Annotated in this window: 17 protein-coding genes and 1 pseudogene; 7 read left to right on the forward strand and 11 right to left on the reverse strand. The window is 69.1% G+C overall.

Annotation, left to right across the window (positions count from 1 at the left end):
• Positions 1-532 precede the first annotated feature (532 nt).
• Positions 533-780, forward strand: a pseudogene (locus TN53_RS48685) (hypothetical protein).
• Here the strand turns inward: TN53_RS48685 and TN53_RS37840 are convergent.
• Positions 772-1,236, reverse strand: coding sequence for a PPOX class F420-dependent oxidoreductase (locus tag TN53_RS37840; protein ID WP_199924725.1), 465 nt, complete (start codon positions 1,234-1,236; stop codon positions 772-774). The pseudogene TN53_RS48685 and the gene TN53_RS37840 sit on opposite strands and share 9 nt — an antisense overlap.
• Positions 1,237-1,424: 188 nt before the next feature.
• On the opposite strand from TN53_RS37840, the gene TN53_RS37845 reads away from it, so the two are divergent.
• Positions 1,425-2,138, forward strand: a complete 714-nt coding sequence (locus TN53_RS37845) for a helix-turn-helix transcriptional regulator (RefSeq protein ID WP_324609645.1) — start codon at positions 1,425-1,427, stop codon at positions 2,136-2,138.
• A gap of 53 nt (positions 2,139-2,191) precedes the next feature.
• Here TN53_RS37845 and TN53_RS37850 read toward each other — a convergent pair whose 3' ends face one another.
• Complete coding sequence (locus tag TN53_RS37850) at positions 2,192-3,217, reverse strand: ATP-dependent 6-phosphofructokinase (RefSeq protein ID WP_046263378.1); 1,026 nt, start codon at positions 3,215-3,217, stop codon at positions 2,192-2,194.
• A gap of 182 nt (positions 3,218-3,399) precedes the next feature.
• On the opposite strand from TN53_RS37850, the gene pta reads away from it, so the two are divergent.
• From pta to pyk, 3 genes are all read left to right on the forward strand, one after another.
• Entirely contained in the window at positions 3,400-5,505 is a 2,106-nt protein-coding gene (gene pta / locus TN53_RS37855; RefSeq protein ID WP_046263379.1) for a phosphate acetyltransferase, read from the forward strand.
• The gene (locus TN53_RS37860) at positions 5,502-6,725 is read left to right on the forward strand and encodes an acetate kinase (RefSeq protein WP_046263380.1); all 1,224 of its coding nucleotides are present in this window, start codon (positions 5,502-5,504) and stop codon (positions 6,723-6,725) included. The genes pta and TN53_RS37860 overlap by 4 nt, the downstream gene beginning before the upstream one ends.
• Before the next feature lie 82 nt (positions 6,726-6,807).
• Positions 6,808-8,232, forward strand: coding sequence for a pyruvate kinase (pyk, locus tag TN53_RS37865; RefSeq protein ID WP_046263381.1), 1,425 nt, complete (start codon positions 6,808-6,810; stop codon positions 8,230-8,232).
• Positions 8,233-8,356: 124 nt separating this feature from the next.
• On the opposite strand, the gene TN53_RS37870 is transcribed toward pyk, so the two are convergent.
• The 4 genes from TN53_RS37870 to TN53_RS37885 all read right to left on the reverse strand — a co-directional run bounded on the left by TN53_RS37870 (position 8,357) and on the right by TN53_RS37885 (position 12,606).
• Positions 8,357-9,646, reverse strand: a complete 1,290-nt coding sequence (locus TN53_RS37870; RefSeq protein ID WP_046263382.1) for a hypothetical protein — start codon at positions 9,644-9,646, stop codon at positions 8,357-8,359.
• A complete protein-coding gene (locus TN53_RS37875) occupies positions 9,636-10,205 on the reverse strand; it encodes a DUF6114 domain-containing protein (RefSeq protein WP_046263383.1) in 570 nt (189 codons plus the stop codon). The genes TN53_RS37870 and TN53_RS37875 overlap by 11 nt, the downstream gene beginning before the upstream one ends.
• 118 nt (positions 10,206-10,323) lie before the next feature.
• Entirely contained in the window at positions 10,324-10,959 is a 636-nt protein-coding gene (locus tag TN53_RS37880; RefSeq protein ID WP_046263384.1) for a DUF6230 family protein, read from the reverse strand.
• Between the two features lie 666 nt (positions 10,960-11,625).
• Positions 11,626-12,606, reverse strand: a complete 981-nt coding sequence (locus tag TN53_RS37885; protein ID WP_095046950.1) for a tetratricopeptide repeat protein — start codon at positions 12,604-12,606, stop codon at positions 11,626-11,628.
• A 204-nt stretch (positions 12,607-12,810) separates the two neighbouring features.
• Between TN53_RS37885 and TN53_RS37890 the strand changes: the two genes are divergently transcribed.
• Positions 12,811-13,437, forward strand: a complete 627-nt coding sequence (locus tag TN53_RS37890; RefSeq protein WP_046263386.1) for a TetR/AcrR family transcriptional regulator — start codon at positions 12,811-12,813, stop codon at positions 13,435-13,437.
• A gap of 41 nt (positions 13,438-13,478) precedes the next feature.
• Here TN53_RS37890 and TN53_RS37895 read toward each other — a convergent pair whose 3' ends face one another.
• Both TN53_RS37895 and TN53_RS37900 read right to left on the reverse strand, forming a co-directional pair.
• Positions 13,479-14,453, reverse strand: coding sequence for a hypothetical protein (locus TN53_RS37895; RefSeq protein WP_046263387.1), 975 nt, complete (start codon positions 14,451-14,453; stop codon positions 13,479-13,481).
• Positions 14,454-14,546: 93 nt separating this feature from the next.
• Complete coding sequence (locus TN53_RS37900; RefSeq protein WP_046263388.1) at positions 14,547-15,032, reverse strand: peptidase inhibitor family I36 protein; 486 nt, start codon at positions 15,030-15,032, stop codon at positions 14,547-14,549.
• A gap of 219 nt (positions 15,033-15,251) precedes the next feature.
• On the opposite strand from TN53_RS37900, the gene TN53_RS37905 reads away from it, so the two are divergent.
• A complete protein-coding gene (locus tag TN53_RS37905; RefSeq protein WP_046263389.1) occupies positions 15,252-16,265 on the forward strand; it encodes an ArsR/SmtB family transcription factor in 1,014 nt (337 codons plus the stop codon).
• Positions 16,266-16,296: 31 nt separating this feature from the next.
• On the opposite strand, the gene TN53_RS37910 is transcribed toward TN53_RS37905, so the two are convergent.
• From TN53_RS37910 to TN53_RS37920, 3 genes are all read right to left on the reverse strand, one after another.
• Positions 16,297-17,997 carry an acyl-CoA mutase large subunit family protein gene (locus tag TN53_RS37910; RefSeq protein ID WP_046263390.1) on the reverse strand — a complete coding sequence of 567 codons (1,701 nt, stop codon included), beginning with the start codon at positions 17,995-17,997 and terminating at the stop codon, positions 16,297-16,299.
• Positions 17,998-18,069: 72 nt separating this feature from the next.
• The gene (locus tag TN53_RS37915) at positions 18,070-18,408 is read right to left on the reverse strand and encodes a DUF3817 domain-containing protein (RefSeq protein ID WP_046263391.1); all 339 of its coding nucleotides are present in this window, start codon (positions 18,406-18,408) and stop codon (positions 18,070-18,072) included.
• 66 nt (positions 18,409-18,474) lie between these two features.
• Positions 18,475-18,984 (reverse strand): MarR family winged helix-turn-helix transcriptional regulator, encoded by a 510-nt coding sequence (locus tag TN53_RS37920; protein WP_046263392.1) that lies wholly within the window; start codon positions 18,982-18,984, stop codon positions 18,475-18,477.
• Positions 18,985-19,113: the final 129 nt, after the last annotated feature.

Consider the following 19,113-nt stretch of genomic DNA (forward strand, 5'->3'; position numbering starts at 1 on the left):
CTTCTACGACGGGCATCCCCGGCACGCCCGCACCACGCACCCCAACACCCGTAGCACAGCCCGCCTCCGCCCACCGCAAGCCTCCACAAGCCGCGGATGACGGTGCCGGGGATGCCCGTCGTAGAAGATCACCCACAACGCCCCGTCCCGGAACCGCAACGCCCGCCCCGGACCGCAGCGACACGCACCCCTCGGCGTCGGGCGTGAACCGGCAAGCGCACGCGGCGAGTTCGGCAACGACCTGGACGGCAGCGTCGATCATGTCCTCCCGCTCATGCGTCTCCAGGACGACTCAGGCGGCGCCCCGCGCAACCCACGAACCGATCGGTCCGTCGCGCGACTCCATCCGCACGCTCGCCAAGGACCTCTAAGCGGGCCGGCTGAAGTCCACTGCGGTTCGGCAGCGCCCCGAAGGGGCGCGGGGCTGTGTCAATGTGCGGCTGCCGCCGCGTGGGCGCGACCAGCCACGACGGCGCCGCAGACGAACAACAACCCGTCCACCGCACGTCCAGCGGAGCGCTTGAGAGCCCTCCTGCCGGACATCACCTGGGAAGCACCCTTCTGCGGCGAGGGCGCCGACTGCTTCCGCCCAGGCACCGCCCCCCAAGGCAACGCCTACACAGCCATCGCCGGTCGCCGGTCGCCGGTCGCCGGTCGCCGGTCGCCGGTCGCCGGTCGCCGGTCGCCGGCCAAGAGGACACGTACCTCACCGACACCCACGAAGCCCTCGCCACCCTCATCCGGGACATCAAGGCGGGCAAGGCCGACCACCTACTCTGACGCGGCCCCCGCCTCCGGCAGCACCCCAGGCCGGAACGGCTCAACCCCCACAACTCTCCGCACCTTCACCGGCTCGATCAACAACATCACCCGCCGCTCCCCGGCAAGCAGCCACGGATACCGCTCCTCCCCGATGTACTTGCGAGTAAGCCGGTCCATGGACCACTCCGCCTCCTCCCCCTCGACGAAACGCACAACCCGTCCCCGGATCTCCACCCGGTCGTAAGGGTTCTCGGGGTCATGGTGCGACAGCGAAACGCTCGGATTGCGCCGAAGATTCTCCTCCTTCACGCGCCCGATCGCCGTGTTGACCATGACGTACTCCCCTTCGAGATCCGCCCACATGGGCGAGACCTGCGGAGACCCGTCGGCCCCCACCGTCGCGAGGTGCCAGAAGTTCGGCGCCAGCAAGCGCTCGCGAATATGCCCCTCTACCTTGCCATTCACCTCGTACACGAAGATCCACGCACCTTCCCGATCGCCGGAACAACCCACTCCGCGCCATCCTCGCCACCACCCCCGCCCACCCGACAGACGATCTTCAGCCACCCCCGACGGGGGCCTGAACCGTACGTTCCTACAATCCGTGATCCTGGCCGAACAGACCGTAGTAACCGGAGCCCAACACCCCTACGTTGTGCCCCGTGCGCCGACCCCCAGCCCTTCCGAACCAGCCAGGCCCTCCCTTCAACGCCCCCGCCGCCCGCCGCCTCCGTACCGCCCTGAACATGGGCCCCGAACATGTCGCCTACAGCATGCGGGCCTCCTACGGGCTGCCCTATGTCACCCCGGACCACGTCATCGCATGGGAACGGGGCACGACGAACCCCTCCAGCCCCGAACTCACGGCTCTCGCGGGCGTGTTGTGGTGTTCCGCCGGTGAACTCATCGGCAAGCCGCGCACCCTGCGCGAGCACCGCATCAGGCGCGGCCTCGCCCCCGAGGACGTCGCCCATTCCCTGGGGCTCGAACTCCTCGCCTATCTGCGCATGGAGGAGAACAACGACTGGCGCGGCAACGACCGTCAGTCCGCCGTCCTCGCCGAGGTGCTGGACCTGGCTCTGCCGGACTTCGTCACCGTCACCGGCCGCGAGCCACGACTGACCGAGCATCTCCGCAGCGCCGCCACCACGCGCTGGCAGGCGTACGTCCGCCCCGTGAGCAAGATCGTGCCCCTGGACCGGCGGCTCCTGGAGGATGTCCTCCAGGGGCTGCACCAGGAGTACCAGGGGCAGATGGTCGCCACGCTGAGCTGGGGAGAAGGCAGCGCGGCAGGCGATTCGAGCCACTCGGGCCGGGACTTCCTGGACCGGATCGTCGATCACTTCTGGACGAACGTCCAGCAATTCACTGGCTGAAAGTCCCCCGAAAAACACCTCACAGACCAGCCCTGGCCAGCCCTGACCAGCCCTTAGAAGACCGACTCCGCCTCGTCCATCCGGTCCTTCGGCACCGTCTTCAACTCGGTCACCGCCTCCGCGAGCGGCACCATCACGACATCCGTCCCGCGCAGCGCCGTCATCCGCCCGAACTCACCCCGGTGCGCGGCCTCCACCGCGTGCCACCCGAAGCGGGTGGCCAGGACGCGGTCGTACGCCGTCGGTACGCCACCTCGCTGGACGTGCCCCAGGATGACCGGCTTGGCCTCCTTGCCGAGCCGTCGCTCCAGCTCGTACGCCAGCGCCGTACCGATGCCCTGGAAGCGCTCGTGGCCGAACTGGTCGATGTCGCCCTTGCCGTAGTCCATGGAGCCCTCGGCGGGGTGCGCGCCCTCGGCGACGCAGATGACGGCGAACTTCTTGCCGCGGGAGAAGCGCTCCTCGACCATCTTGACCAGGTCGGCCGGGTCGAAGGGGCGCTCGGGCAGGCAGATGCCGTGCGCGCCGGCCGCCATGCCGGACTCCAGCGCGATCCAGCCCGCGTGGCGGCCCATGACCTCGACGACCATCACCCGCTGGTGGGACTCGGCCGTCGTCTTGAGGCGGTCCATGGCCTCCGTGGCGACCCCTACCGCCGTGTCGAAACCGAAGGTCCGGTCCGTCGAGGAGATGTCGTTGTCGATCGTCTTCGGGACGCCCACGACCGGGAGGCCCGCGTCCGACAGCATCCGCGCCGCCGTCAGCGTGCCCTCGCCGCCGATCGGGATCAGCGCGTCGATACCGAAGTCACGGGCGATGTCGGGCGCGTTCTCGCAGGCTTCGCGGAGGCGGTCGCGCTCCAGACGGGAGGAGCCGAGGATCGTGCCGCCGCGGGCCAGGATGCCGCTCACCGCGTCCAGGTCGAGGCTGCGGTAGTGGCTGTCCAGGAGACCCGCGTAGCCGTCCTCGAAGCCGATCACCTCGTCGCCGTACTGCGTGACCGCGCGGTGCACGACCGACCGGATCACTGCGTTCAGGCCGGGGCAGTCGCCGCCTGCGGTGAGAACTCCGATACGCATCGTGCTGTGTCTCCTGCTCGCTGTTGATACCGGTGAGCCAGTCCGATTGTTTCACGTCCCACACCGCACTGCCGCCTCCACTCCTGACGGGCGCCTTATCCAGCGCGAGAGGTATTGTCAAGAGGGTTCTGCTCACCTCGGTGGGCGATTTTTGTGCCCCCTCTTTCGAACGGAGAGCACGCGTGACCCGCAGCGTGTACGTGACCGGAATCGACCGCGGCGACGGCCGCCAGGTCGTCGAGCTGGGGGTCATGGAACTCCTGACCCGGCAGGTCGACCGGGTGGGTGTCTTCCGGCCCCTCGTCCACCACAGTCCCGATCGCCTGTTCGAGTTGCTGCGCGCCCGCTACCGCCTCTCCCAGGACCCCAGGACGGTCTACGGCATGGACTACCACGAGGCGTCCACGCTCCAGGCCGAACAGGGGACGGACGAGCTGGTCTCGACGCTCGTCGACCGCTTCCACCTCGTCGCCCGTGACTACGACGTCGTCCTCGTCCTCGGGACGGACTTCGCCGACACCCAGCTCCCCGACGAGCTCTCGCTCAACGCCCGGCTCGCCAACGAGTTCGGGGCGTCCGTCATCCCCGTCGTCGGCGGCCGCAAGCAGCCCGCCGAGTCGGTGCTCGCCGAGACCCGCAACGCGTATCGCGCCTACGACGGCCTGGGCTGCGACGTCCTCGCCATGGTCACCAACCGGGTCGCCCGCGAGGACCGGGACCTCATCGCCGAGCGGCTCGACTCCTCCCGGCTGCCCGTGCCCTGCTACGTCGTGCCCGACGAGCCCGCCCTGTCCGCGCCGACCGTCGCGCAGATCGGCCAGTCCCTCGGCGCCAAGGTGCTGCTCGGCGACGACTCGGGGCTCGCCCGGGACGCGCTCGGCTTCGTCTTCGGCGGCGCCATGCTGCCGAACTTCCTCGGCGCCCTGACCCCGGGCTGTCTCGTCGTCACCCCGGGCGACCGCGCCGACCTGGTCGTCGGCTCGCTCGCCGCGCACAGCGCCGGCACCCCGCCGATAGCCGGTGTGCTGCTCACCCTGGGCGAGGTGCCGAACGACGACGTCCTCACCCTCGCCGCCCGCCTCGCCCCCGGCACCCCGGTGCTCTCGGTACCCGGCAACAGCTTCCCGACGGCCGAGCAACTCTTCTCCCTGGAAGGGAAGTTGAACGCGGCCACGCCGCGCAAGGCGGAGACCGCGCTCGGCCTCTTCGAGCGGTACATCGACAGCGGCGACCTGCTCAAGCGGGTCTCGGCACCGAGCAGCGACCGCGTCACTCCGATGATGTTCGAGCACAAGCTCCTGGAGCAGGCCCGCTCCGACAAGCGCCGCGTCGTCCTGCCCGAGGGCACCGAGCCCCGCGTCCTGCACGCCGCCGAGGTGCTGCTGCGCCGCGGGGTCTGTGAACTCACCCTGCTCGGCCCCGTCGACCAGATCCGCAAGAAGGCCGCCGACCTCGGCATCGACCTCGGCCACGCCCAGCTGATCGACCCGGCCACCAGCGAGCTGCGCGACTCCTTCGCCGAGAAGTACGCGACCGTGCGCGCCCACAAGGGCGTGACGGTGGAGCTGGCGTACGACGTCGTCACCGATGTGAACTACTTCGGGACGCTGATGGTGCAGGAGGGGCTCGCCGACGGCATGGTCTCCGGCTCCGTGCACTCCACCGCCGCGACCATCCGGCCCGCCTTCGAGATCATCAAGACCAAGCCGGACGCCGACATCGTCTCGTCCGTCTTCTTCATGTGCCTCGCCGACAGGGTCCTCGTCTACGGCGACTGCGCGGTCAACCCGGACCCCGACGCCGAGCAGTTGGCCGACATCGCCGTCCAGGCGGCCGCGACCGCCGGGCAGTTCGGGGTGGACCCGCGGATCGCGATGCTGTCGTACTCGACGGGTACGTCGGGTTCGGGCGCCGACGTGGACAAGGTGCGCGAGGCGACCGAGCTGGTACGGCTGCGGCGGCCCGAGCTGAGGATCGAGGGGCCGATCCAGTACGACGCCGCCGTCGAACCCACCGTCGCGGCGACCAAGCTGCCGGAGTCCGAGGTGGCCGGGCAGGCAACGGTTCTGATCTTCCCGGACCTCAATACGGGCAACAACACCTACAAGGCCGTGCAGCGTTCGGCCGGCGCGATCGCCGTCGGTCCGGTGCTCCAGGGTCTGCGCAAGCCGGTCAACGACCTGTCCCGGGGCGCGCTCGTCCAGGACATCGTCAACACCGTCGCCATCACGGCGATCCAGGCCCAGTCCCCCGCCCCGTCCCCCACCGAGAAGGCGTCCCAGCAGTGAGCTCGCCCCGCGGCACCCGTGTCCTCGTCCTCAACTCCGGCTCCTCGTCGGTGAAGTACCAGCTGCTCGACATGCGGGACAGCAGCCGGCTGGCCTCGGGTCTCGTCGAGCGCATCGGCGAGGAATCCTCGCGGCTCAGGCACACGCCCCTCACCACGGGCGACTCCCGTGAGTGGACCGGGCCGATCCCCGATCACGAGGCGGCCCTGAAGGCCGTATCGGAAGAGCTGGCCAAGGACGGACTCGGGCTCGACTCCCCCGAGCTGGCCGCCATCGGTCACCGGGTCGTGCACGGCGGGCAGTCGTTCACCGCGCCCACCGTCGTCGACGACGCCGTGCTCGCCGAGATCGAGCGGCTGATCCCGGTCGCCCCGCTGCACAACCCTGCCAACCTCACCGGCATCCGCACCGCCCGGGCGCTGCGCCCCGACCTGCCCCAGGTCGCCGTCTTCGACACCGCCTTCCACACGACGATGCCGGAGTCGGCCGCCCGGTACGCGATCGACGTCGCCACCGCCGACGAGCACCGCATCCGGCGCTACGGCTTCCACGGCACCTCGCACGCGTACGTCGCCCGGGCCACCGCGGAGCTGCTGGGCAAGGCGCCGGAGGAGGTCAATGTCATCGTGCTGCACCTGGGCAACGGGGCCTCGGCCTCGGCGGTCGAGAAGGGCCGGTGCGTGGACACGTCCATGGGGCTGACGCCTTTGGAGGGGCTCGTGATGGGTACGCGCTCCGGAGACGTGGATCCGGCCGTCATCTTCCATTTGATGCGTGTTGGCGGAATGTCCACGGACGAGATCGACACTCTTCTCAACAAGAAGAGCGGGTTGATCGGGCTGTGCGGGGACAACGACATGCGGGAGATCCGCCGCCGAGTGGACGAGGGTGACGAACAGGCGCAACTCGCCTTCGACATCTACATTCACCGTTTGAAGAAGTACATAGGCGCCTATTACGCGGTGCTCGGCCGGGTGGATGCGGTCGCCTTCACAGCGGGCGTCGGGGAAAACGCGAGTCCGGTGCGGGAGGCTGCGGTGTCGGGCCTGGAGGAGCTGGGCCTCACGGTGGACAGCGAGCTCAACGCCGTACGGAGCGACGAACCGCGGCTGATCTCGCCGGAGCACGCGCGCGTGGCCGTGGCCGTCGTGCCCACCGACGAAGAACTGGAGATCGCCACACAGACCTACGCGCTGGTCGGAAGTAATACACGGCAGTAACACGCCTGAGCAGATAGGCGCCCATTTGTATCTTCCACCAGACGGAATATTCCGTAGCGAAACAAACCGATAGGATCGCCCCATGCGCCGTTCGAAAATCGTCTGTACTCTCGGCCCCGCGGTCGACTCCCACGAAATGCTCGTGTCCCTGATCGAAGCCGGCATGAACGTGGCCCGCTTCAACTTCAGCCACGGCACGCACGCCGAACACCAGGGGCGGTACGACCGCGTCCGTGCCGCCGCCAAGGAGACCGGCCGGGCCATCGGTGTCCTCGCCGACCTTCAGGGCCCCAAGATCCGCCTGGAGACCTTCGCCGAGGGCCCGGTGGAGCTGGAGCGCGGTGACGAGTTCGTCATCACGACCGAGGACGTCCCGGGTGACAAGCAGATCTGCGGGACCACCTACAAGGGCCTGCCGGGCGACGTCTCGCGCGGCGACCAGATCCTCATCAACGACGGCAACGTCGAGCTGAAGGTCCTGGACGTCGAGGGCCCCCGGGTCAAGGCGATCGTCATCGAGGGCGGTGTCGTCTCCGACCACAAGGGCATCAACCTGCCCGGCGCGGCCGTCAACGTGCCGGCGCTGTCGGAGAAGGACGTCGAGGACCTCCGTTTCGCGCTGCGCATGGGCGCCGACATGGTCGCGCTGTCCTTCGTCCGCGACGCCAAGGACGTGGCCGACGTCCACAAGGTGATGGACGAGGAGGGCCGCCGGGTCCCCGTCATCGCCAAGGTGGAGAAGCCGCAGGCGGTGGAGAACATGGAGGACGTCGTGATGGCGTTCGACGCCGTGATGGTCGCCCGTGGTGACCTCGCCGTCGAATACCCGCTCGAGAAGGTCCCGATGGTGCAGAAGCGCCTCATCGAGCTGTGCCGCCGCAACGCCAAGCCGGTGATCGTGGCGACCCAGATGATGGAGTCGATGATCACCAACTCCCGCCCCACCCGCGCCGAGGCCTCCGACGTGGCCAACGCGATCCTGGACGGCGCGGACGCGGTCATGCTGTCCGCCGAGTCGAGCGTGGGCGCGTACCCGATCGAGACCGTCAAGACGATGTCGAAGATCGTCACCGCGGCCGAGCAGGAGCTGCTCAGCAAGGGCCTGCAGCCGCTCGTCCCCGGCAAGAAGCCCCGCACGCAGGGCGGTTCGATCGCGCGTGCCGCGTGTGAGATCGCGGACTTCCTCGGCGGCCGGGGCCTGGTGGCGTTCACCCAGTCCGGCGACACCGCCCGTCGTCTGTCGCGTTACCGCGCGGTCCAGCCGATCGTCGCCTTCACCACCGACGAGAGCACCCGCAATCAGCTGACGCTCAGCTGGGGCGTCGAGTCGCACGTCGTGCCGTTCGTGAACAGCACCGACGAAATGGTCGACATGGTCGACCAGGAGATCGCCAAGATCAACCGCTTCAACCCGGGCGAGATCGTCATCATCACCGCCGGCTCGCCCCCCGGCATCCCCGGCACCACCAACATGCTCCGCGTCCACCACCTGGGCGGCCAGAAGTAGGACCCCGGGGCCTCTCCGGGGGCCCCGACGGCCGAGAAGGCCTGTGTACGGCGCTGAGGGCGCCCCCTGGATCAGGGGGCGCCCTCAGGCGTGTTGCGGCTCCCGAACGGGCCTGTGGCGGCGCTCAGTTGGTTTGGTAGCTGTGCAGTCCCGGCACGTGCAGGGTGCCGCCGAACTGGCCGGCCTGCACGACCGTCACCTTGGTGAAGTAGATCAGCGGGATGTTCAGCGGCGGCGGGCTCTCCGGGCTGAACGTGATCGGGATCAGCCCCAGCAGGTTGCCGGAGATGCTCTCCGTGTACATCACCGTGTCGCCGTCGCGGATAGTGGAGGTCGAGCCCTTGGCCGCCTGCACGTGGTAGGTCTTGCCGGACTGCTCGTCCTTCACCGTCTGGTGCAGGTCGCCGATGTCGGTGCCGTCGGAGATGACGTACTTCAGCACCTCCTTGACGGTGCCGTCGGCCGTGCGCACCTTGACGATGCCCTTGTAGTCGGCGCCCTTCAGCAGCAGGGAGCTGGCGTTCAGGTACCAGGGTTCGGCCGGCAGCGGCACGGCGTTGTCCACGCCGCCCTCCGCGTCGGTGGCGACCGGGCAGTCGTCGACGTCCGTGGTGGAGCTCGGCGACGGGCTGGCGGTGGCCGCCTCGGCCGCCTTCTCGACCGCCTTGGTGGTGTCCTCGGCGGCCTTGGAGGCCGCGTCGGTCGTGTCCTTCACGGTGTCCTCGACCGTGTCGGCGACCTTGCCGGTGGTGTCCTTGACGGCGTCGGACGCGTCGTCGTCCTTGCTGTCGTCGGAGGAACTCTCCGAGGCCGAGGCCGACGGCGTCGGGCTGGCGCTCGCGGACGGCGAGGCGCTCTCACCGCCCGTGAAGATGCCCTCGATGGCGTCGCCGATCTCCTCCAGCACGTTCCCGCTGCTCTCGGAGGGCGAGGGCGTGGCGGTGGCACCGGACTGGGCGTCGTTGGAGCTCGCCGAGGACGAACTGGCGGACGCCGACGGCGTGGGCTCGGCCTCGTCGTCGGAACCTGAATCCGACGAGGAGTCGCCACCCGAGTCGGAGCCCGGGGAAGCGGACGCCGAGGGTGTCGCCTCCGCGTCGTCGGAGTCACTGGCGGATGCCGACGGCGACGGCGAGGCGGACGCCGAAGCGTCGTCCTCCAGGGCCGCGACGCAGTCCTTGTACTCGTCGGCCGTCAGGCTCTTGGAGGTGGGCTGGTCCTCCGCGTTGGCGAGCGTCGGCGTGAACCCCATCCCCATGAGGACCGCGGTCGGCATCGCCGCCAGGGCTATCGCCTTGCCGGCGGGCATGTGGAAGCGGGTGAACAGCGGCTTCTTGGGCGCCGCATGCCGCGGCCCGGTTCTCGCACGGGACTCCTCCACATCAGTCCCGTGGGTCACCTCGTCAGCCGGCACTGTGCCTCCCGTTCGCCCCGTTCGCCGGGCTCGTTCCTGACAGATCGTTCGGCTCACCGACGTCGTACGCGTCCTTGGTGAGCGTGGGAACCGCACCCTCGGGGGCGTTGCCCTCACCCGCGGTGTCCCCCTGGCCCGGCTCCTGCACCGGCGGCTCGCCGGGTACCCAGGCCACGGCCATCGCCCCGCCGACGAGGGCGAGGAGGAAGCCGACGAGGAAGCCGCCGAGGTTGGACACGGGGATGGAGACCAGGGCCAGCAGGATCGCCGCCACGCCCGCGAAGGTGCGGACGTGCTTCTGGAACCAGAGGCTGACGCCGAGGACGACCAGCAGCACGCCGATGATCAGCGACCCGGCGCCCGCGGTGGTGGCCATCGCGAGGGTCAGGTGACCGATCTGGAGGTGTGCGTAAGGGAAGTACGCGATGGGGATTCCGCCCAGAAGGACGAACAGGCCGGCCCAGAACGGCCGGTCGCCCCGCCAGGCGCGGAACTTCCGCTTGATGACCCGGATGTAGTGCTCGTCGTGGCCGGGTACGGCAGGAGTCTCGGCGCTCATGGAAAACAGCTCCCTGGTGCGGCGTTGCTGTGGTGGTGAGTTGTACGGCACGTGAAGAACCGCGCTTCACAGTGGACGGGCGGGGGCGCCATCGGCTCCCCCGCCCGTCAGCGAGTGCTTAGTAGCACTCCTTGACACCTGACGACAGCGACATCTTCAGGCCGCTGAGCTTGAAGGTTCCGGCGGTGGTGGCCCACGCCGTCTGCTTCACATCGGTCAGCGTGGCCTTGTCGGCCTGCTGGGCGAAGCCGAAGGGGTTGGCCTGCTCGCCGCCACCCTTCATGCCCGGACCCTTGCTGGCGTCCTTGGCGGCCACACCGATGTCGATGTTCTCGAAGGTCGCGTCGGCCTCGAGCTCTTCGACGTCGATGTACAGGTTCTCGGCCTGGACGGGAGTACCGCCGCCGCCCGCCTTCAGAACCAGGCTGACCGACCCGAGGATCGGGATGTTCGGCGTGACCACGGACTGGCACATACCGGTGATCGAGGCCGACTTGAACCCCGAGACCGCGACGGCGTGAGCCGTCTTCTTGCCATCGAGGGTGTAACCCGTGTCAAGCGCACCGTACTGGGAGAAGCCCGTACCGACGAGCTTGTCCGCGGTGACCTTGAACGACTGGCCCGACACACTGAACGACGCGGCGAGAGCGCCCTGCGCGAGGGCGACACCTATCGCAGCCGTGGCGGCCACGCTGGGCACCATCACGACGGCGAACCGCTTCCATCTGGTCCCGCCACGCACCTGGGACTCCATATTTCCTCCTTCTCGGACGTACATCTCCTGGCCCTGACTGCCCCTGTCGAACATGACGGCTCAGCCGGGCAGGGATGGGAGAAGTGCTACGTCCTCGGGAAGGGGAGCGCCCGTACTCGGAGGCGCGAACCGCGCACCGATCACCGGCGATCACCCCCGAGCGACAACCACTGGTCGCGCCTGAAGCACATCACGCACAACCTTGCTGGACAGGCTTCACCGGAAGGCGAAGACCCCCCTGCCCAAGAGCAGGCACCACTGCTGCCTGCTCTGCTCGGTGGGGACCCAGGAGTTCCCGCGGGCCCGACCGGCTGTCGGGGTGCGGGGAATGGACCGAGCGTCGCCGATCGTGGTGCATTCTCGCCGCCCGCACAAGGGGCTTCGTTACTCGGTAGTAACGGCCGGATAACCGAACAACGACCCGCTGGTCTCGGCCGACGACTCTGGGTGGCGCGTAGTGGCCGGACAAAGTTGTTGATGATCGGACAGAATCCGACAGATCAACGCCTGAAACTTACTGGAAGTAACAGCGGCCGCGATTACCAAGATTTGGTAAAGCGCGGCCGCAGTGGCCTCTCATCGTCGAATCTTTCACTCGGGCACCACATACCCGGGTGTTTAGGGACTGGTCAGAACGGGGCTCCCGCCCCGGTCGGGGCCCCTCCCCTAGAACAGGGCCCGCGCCAGCGCCCGACGCGCCGCGATCACCCGCGGATCATCGGCCCCGACGACCTCGAAGAGCTCCAACAGCCGCACACGTACGGCATTGCGGTCGTCACCGAACGTGCGCCGCACGGTGTCGATGAGCCGCCCGAAGGCGTCATCCACATGCCCGCCCACCAGATCCAGGTCGGCCGCGGCGATCTGCGCGGCCGCATCGGCCGGCTTCTCGGCGGCGTCCTCGCGGACCCGCTGCGGGTCCAGACCCTGCACCCGATGGAGCAACTCGGCCTGGGCGAGGCCGAGTTTGGCCTCCGTGTTGCCCGGGTCGTCGCTCAGTACGTTCTTGTACGCCTGCACCGCACCGCCGAAGTCCCCCGCGTCCAGGGCCTGTACGGCGGCCTCGAGCAGCGCGTCGTAGGGTCCGACCGGCATCGCGGGCTCGGCGGCCTGTGCGGCTGCGGGCCCGGCGTCCGGGTCCACCGTGATCCCGGTGAGCCCGAAGCGCTCCTCGGCGACCTGCACCAGCTGGTCCAGGGTCTGCTGGATCTGCTCCTTGCCGGCGGCGCCCTGGAAGAGCGGCAGGGCCTGTCCGGCCACCACCGCGAAGACGGCGGGGATCCCCTGGACCCCGAACTGCTGCATCAACATCTGGTTGGCGTCGACGTCGATCTTGGCGAGGAGGAGGCGCCCGTTGTACTCGACGACGAGCTGCTCCAGCACCGGGCTCAGCTGCTTGCAGGGCTCGCACCACTCGGCCCAGAAGTCGATGACGACCGGCACCTCGGTGGAGCGCTGCAGGACATCCCGCTCGAACCCGGCCTCGTCGACGTCGATGACGAGATCGGCCGGCGAGACGCCTCCGGCGCCGCCGCCCTGCCGGGCCGCTGCGGCGCGCGCCTGCTCCGCCTTCTCCTTGGCCTCCTGGGCCGCCTTCACCGCGGCGAGGTCGACGACTCCGCTCATGGACATGTTCCGTGGCTGCATGCGTCTATCCTCCCCCGTCCGCGGGCGCAAGTGAAAAGCGTTGAGAAAGCCGGTACCGCTTCTGTACTGCCGAGCGCCGGGTCCCCACCCCACGCCAGTGGTTTCGCTACGGGTCGTAGCGTAATGGCATCGGGCGCCTCGCGGCCACCGGAGCCCGGTGATCTCCCTCACGGCCTCACAGGAATTGCCGGTTATGGTCGTGGGATGCAGAGCCGCGCCCCCGCCCCGCGGGCCACAGGACGCCCCCGCAGCGCCGCCGCGGACGCGGCGATCCTCGCGGCGACCCGGGAGGCCCTGGTGGAGCTGGGCTGGTCCAAGCTCACGCTGGGCGACGTGGCGGCGCGGGCGGGGGTCGCGAAGACCACCATCTACCGTCGCTGGGCGGGCAAGAACGAACTGGTCGTCGACGCGGTGGCGGAGCTCTTCGACGAGCTCGAACTCCCCGACTGCGGCACCCTCGCCGCCGACATCGAGGGCGTGGTCCTGCAGTACGCCGCGATCCTGGCCCGTCCGGAGGCGAAGAGCGGTCTGATGTCGGTCGTGGCCGAGTCCATCCACGACGACGCCCTGCGCGAGCGCATCCGCTGGTCGATCGTCGAACGCCAGAAGCGGCTCGTCCTGGAGGGCCGCGCCCGCGCCGAGGCGCGCGGCGAGCTCCCCCCGGAATCCGATCCGGGGGAAACCGCCCGCACGATCGACCTCATTTTCGACATGGTCGCCGGCACGGTGGTGCACCGCACCCTGGTCAGCGCGCAACCGGCGGACGAGGAGTGGGTGCGCGGCTTCACCCAGGTCCTCCTCCTGGGCCTGACCTCGGCCGGACCCCGGTAAGTACGAGAGGCCGCCCGGCGCGGGCGGCCGAGTCCGTCGCCTCAGCCGTCTGTTGTGGAATGGGACCGCACAGTCGGGCTGACGGCGCGGGCCCGTGCCACAGCCCTGGACCAGATCTCGGCGACCTTGTGCAGCCTGGACTTGTCGGCGACGGGCAGCGAGGCCGCGTACTGCTTGCGCAGCGAGAGCACCGTGGACGGGATGTGCAACCGCGCGGCGCACTCCCCGTCTCCCACCGCCACCGCGATCTCCCGTCGGCGCAACTCCTCGGTCGCGCCCCGGTTGCGGAACTCGGCGCTGAGACGCTCGCTCGCCTCTTCGGGGGTCGGGTAGGGATGCCCCTTCTCCCTCATGCACGTCCGCCAGTCGCGCAGGGCGGCCGTGTACCGGGGGGCGCGGGTCACCTGGTCCGTGAGCGAGGCGTCGAGGTTCTGCGGGATGTGCATCGCCGCCGCCCAGCCGTCCAGGTCGCCGAACAGCCGTCTGCGGCTGTCCGCCTCGCAACCCACGGCCGAGAAGGTGACGGTGCTGCCCGCGCCGAACCTGATCTCCCGCAGGTCCCCCGGAGTGCCGCGCAGAGCTCGCAGATACGCGTCCGCTTCCCCGGCCGGCAGCCGGGCCACGTACTGGTCGTTGGTCGGACCGTCGGTGTCCGCCGTCTTCCGGGCACGCTCCGCCGAGAACCTCGCATACAGCCCGTAGCCTTCGCGGCGCCGGGTGTCCAAGCCGATCTCCCGCTCCTCGTAGGAGCCTGTGGCCGGGGCGAACGCGTCGACTCGGTAGGGGAAGCCCTTGGCGGTCATGCATGCCGCGATGAGTTCGGTCTCGGCGTGGAAGAGCCGGGCCTCGTCCAGCGCCTGGCCACCCGAACGCGTGAGCAACGCGAGCTCGGCCGGGCCGAGTTCCGGCGTGGGCGCCGGGGCCGAGCCGGAGTCGCTGCATGCCGTCAACACGAGAGCAGCCGCCACGGCGCAGGCGTAGAAGGCTGCGCTTGTCGCCTTCCGGCGGTGTGTCATACGACCGTCCCCTTCTCTGGACGCACACGGCGTTCCGTCCGTGGAAATGGGCGCGAGTGGCGGGCGGTGCCCATGGACACCGCCCGGGCGCGCTCAGTCGAACGGGTTGGGACCGCCGCACGCGGAGGTGGTCGTGTCGCTGGGCGAGATCCAGCTGTTGGACGAGAAGTTGTTGTTGTGCGAGGAGGCGAACTGGGTCTCACCGGAACCGCGGGACAACCGGTAGAAGCCGCCGCTGTAGTTCGTCCCGGTCCACATGACCGCGTTACAGCTGACCCCGTTGTTGTAGGCGGAGGAGGCACAGTCGCTCCAGGTGCCGTTCGGGCAGGCGCTCTGGCCGAACACCCCCCAGTTCGAGTTCCGTCCGGACAACTCGCCCGGTCCGGCGCCCGTGTAGTTCTCACCGTTCCAGAAACAGAGGTTCCCCGAGTCGCAGCCGGCGGGCGCGGCCGCTATCGCCACGCTCGAGGGCAGGGCGGCGGACGTACCGGCGACGCCACCCGACGAGGCCGCGGACGTTCCGGCCAGACCGGCGACCGCCAGGACCGCTCCCGCCGCGACTGACAAGAGTCTCTTCACGCATTTCTCCTTCCGATATGGCCAGAATGCATCGGCCGTTCATGGCGCCCGAATTCCTAGAACCGGCAAAAGAGTCTCGCCCGGTCCTTTCCGGAAGCCGATCCGGCCATGTTGCGCATGACTGGCCTGAGCTGACCGGTACAGCATTGCCCGCCGATGCGAGAGCGGTCCATGATGCTGAATCTCATAGAAAAAGCGCAGGTACAGGGGAGGAATGAAATGCTCCGCATTCATTTCACGGACGCCGACCTCGCCCGGACACGCGTTGCCCGCTCACCCGACCCGATGTGGGAGATCACCACGAGCCTGCACCGCCTCCAGACGAAACGAGGCCGCTGGTTCCATGCGGAATGGCACAGATCGACCCGCGAGCGCATCGCGGATCGAGGAATCGGAAGCCTGCTGCAGAAGTTCTTACTGCCGCTCTTTCCCAGGGCCGCCTATTTTCCCGACTTCCTCACGCCGGGTCAGGACGCTGATGAGGAACTCGACGGCGGTCTCGAAGGCATGGTCGCCACATCGCCAGACCGGGTTCTGAAGGAAATGGCGATCTTCGACCGCAGGGTGGGCGCCCCCTCCTGGGCGCCCCGCATCGCCGAGAAAGAGGCGAGGCAGGAACTCGCGGCGGCGCTGCGCACCTATTACGACGTCGCCGTCGCTCCGTACGCCGAGCGGATGCAGGCACGCATGGACGCCGAGCGGGCCCTCCGCTGCCGGCACGCCCTCGATGGCGGTATCGGGGGGATGCTGGCGAGCCTCGGACCCGCCATGTGCTGGCGGCCGCCGGTCCTGCACGTCTCGTTCACGGTCGCGGACCGGGACCTCCATCTGAACGGGCGAGGGCTGGTGCTGATCCCGTCCTACTTCGCCGCGCAGAATCCGACCACCCTCGCCGACCCGGAACTGCCGCCCGTCCTGGTCTACCCGGTCCACCGCGCCGCCCCGGGACGCCCCCCGCTCGCCACCGTGGCCGCGAACGCCGGTGCACCCCTCACGGCACTGCTCGGGCGCGCGCGGGCCGGGGTGTTGCGGGCCACCGCCGCGGGAGCCACGACCGGCGAGATCGCTCGCGTCACAGGCATCTCCGCGTCGTCCGCGAGCAAGCACACCACGACCCTGCGGGAGGCAGGGCTGATCACCAGCCATCGGCACGCGACGACGGTGCTGCACACGTTGACGCCTGCGGGGGCCGCGGTTCTGCGGGCGGCCACCCGCACCGCGCCCGACGCTTGAGCCGCCCTGTCCGCTCGGGGTCGGTGCGGGCTCAGAACCCCGCGGGCTCCGTATAGACGCCCCACTCGTCCCGTAGCACCCCGCAGATCTCACCGAGGGTCGCTTCGGCCCGTACGGCGTCCAGCATCGGCCCGATCATGTTGCCGCCGTCCCGCGCGGCCGCGAGCATCGTGTCGAGCGCGGTGCGTACCGCGGCCTCGTCCCGCGCGCCCTTGCGGGCGCCCAGCGCGCGCACCTGCTCCCGCTCCACCTCGTGGCTGACCCGCAGGATCTCCAGGTCGCCGGTGACGGAGCCGTGGTGGACGTTGACGCCCACCACCCTCTTGTCGCCCTTCTCCACGGACCGCTGGTACTGGAACGCGGACTCGGCGATCTCGCCGGTGAACCAGCCGTCCTCGATGCCGCGCAGGATGCCGGAGGTGATGGGACCGATGGGATGCCGCCCGTCGGGATGGGCCCGCAGCCCGCGCTCCCTGATCTGCTCGAAGATCTTCTCGGCGTCGGCCTCGATACGGTCGGTCAGTTGCTCCACGTACCACGAACCACCCAGCGGATCCGCCACGTTGGCGACCCCGGTCTCCTCCATGAGTACCTGCTGGGTCCGCAGCGCGATCTCCGCGGCCTGCTCGGACGGGAGCGCGAGGGTCTCGTCGAGGGCGTTGGTGTGCAGGGAGTTGGTGCCGCCGAGCACGGCCGCGAGCGCCTCGACGGCCGTCCGTACGACGTTGTTGTACGGCTGCTGCGCGGTCAGCGACACCCCGGCGGTCTGGGTGTGGAACCGCAGCCACTGCGCCTTGTCGCTCTGCGCCCCGTACACGTCCCGCATCCACCGCGCCCAGATCCTGCGGGCCGCGCGGAACTTGGCGATCTCCTCGAAGAAATCGACGTGGGCGTCGAAGAAGAAGGAGAGCCCGGGCGCGAAGACCTCGACGTCGAGTCCGCGACTCAGCCCCAGCTCCACGTACCCGAATCCGTCGGCGAGCGTGTAGGCGAGCTCCTGGGCGGCCGTCGATCCCGCTTCCCGGATGTGGTAGCCGGAGACGGAGAGCGGCTTGTACGCAGGAATACCGGCCGCGCAGTACTCCATCAGATCCCCGATGAGCCGCAGATGGGGCTCGGGCTGGAAGAGCCACTCCTTCTGCGCGATGTACTCCTTGAAGATGTCGGTCTGGAGAGTGCCGTTGAGCACCCCGGGATCGACGCCCTGCCGCTCGGCGGCGACGAGATACATGCAGAAGACGGGCACGGCGGGCCCACTGATGGTCATGGAGGTGGTGACGTCCCCGAGCGGGATGTCCTTGAACAGCACCTCCATGTCGGCGGCCGAGTCGATGGCCACCCCGCAGTGCCCGACCTCCCCGAGCGACCGGGGGTCGTCGGAGTCCCGCCCCATGAGGGTCGGCATGTCAAAAGCGACGGACAGACCGCCGCCCCCGTTGGCGAGGATCTTCTTGTACCGCTCGTTGGTCTGCTCGGCGTTCCCGAACCCGGCGAACTGCCGAATGGTCCACGTGCGCCCCCGGTACCCGGTCGGATAGAGCCCCCGCGTGAACGGATACTCCCCCGGCCACCCGATCCGCTCGAACCCCTCATACCGGTCCCCCACCCGAGGCCCGTACACCGGCTCCACGGCATCCCCGGACAACGTGGTGAAGTCCGCCTCCCGCTTACGCGAGGCGTCGTACCGGGCCTGCCACCGTCGGCGGCCCTCTTCGATGGCGTCAGCGTCCATGCTTCAAATTTACTAGGACGTCCTAGTAAATGTCGATGGAGAACCGCCGCGAGCTCACTCGCAGCGGTGGAGTTACGCCTTGGCGACGGCCGCGCCGTCCTCGGCGACCTGGCCCTCGAGCTCGTGAGTGATCTTGCGCTCCACGAAGAAGGCGGCCGTCGGAATCGTTCCTGCGAGCAGGACCCAGAGCTGCTTCTTGACCGGCCACTTGGCCTTGGAACCCAGGTCGAAGGCGAAGACCAGGTAGATGACGTAGAGCCAGCCATGGGCGATGCCGACGACGCTCGTGAAGCTGTCCGCGCCGTCCATCTCGAGCAGGTACTTGGCGATGACGCCCAGGGTCAGCAGGACGAGCAGCACGCCGGTGACGTAGGCCATGACGCGGTAGCGGGTCAGCACGCTCTTTTTCATGGGTACGAGCGTAACCGCCGGTTTCGAACGATCTTCCGGCGCCCCTGAAGGGCCCCGGCGTGTCCGTCAGTCCTCGTCGAAGTCGTGCGCGGCCACCCGTAGTGGCCTCAGCATCGCGAAGAGTTCGGCGCACTCCTCCGCGTCGTACACGCCCAGTCCGAAGTCCATGGCCATGAGGTCGCGGGTGGCGGATTCGACGACCTCGCGGCCCTTTTCCGTGATGACGGCCAGCGTGCCGCGCCCATCGTTGGGGTTGGGCTTTCTGTCCACGAGGCCCGATTTCACCAGGCGGTCGACCGTGTTGGTGACCGACGTGGGGTGGACCATCAGACGCTCGCCGATCTTGGACATGGTCAGCTCGCCGGCCTTGGAGAAGGTGAGCAGGACCAGGGCCTCGTAGCGCGCGAAGGTCAGTCCGTAGGGCTTGACGACCGCGTCGACCTCGGCGAGGAGGATCTGGTGGGCGCGCATGATCGAGGTGATCGCGGCCATGGACGGCACGTTTCCCCAGCGCTGCTTCCAGAGTTCGTCGGCGCGGGCGATGGGGTCGAAGGGAAGACTGAGGGGCTTCGGCACGGCACCAGACCTTACCGGCCGGTCACATGCTGGTCAGCACCGTCTTGGCATTCGGTCCGGCGGACCGCCACGGCCAGCAGCGCACAGCACGCCGTCCCCAGCACCCCCGCCCCCGCCACGGTCCCCGCG

This window comes from Streptomyces sp. WM6386 (genome assembly GCF_000972385.1).
GTDB lineage: Bacteria > Actinomycetota > Actinomycetes > Streptomycetales > Streptomycetaceae > Streptomyces.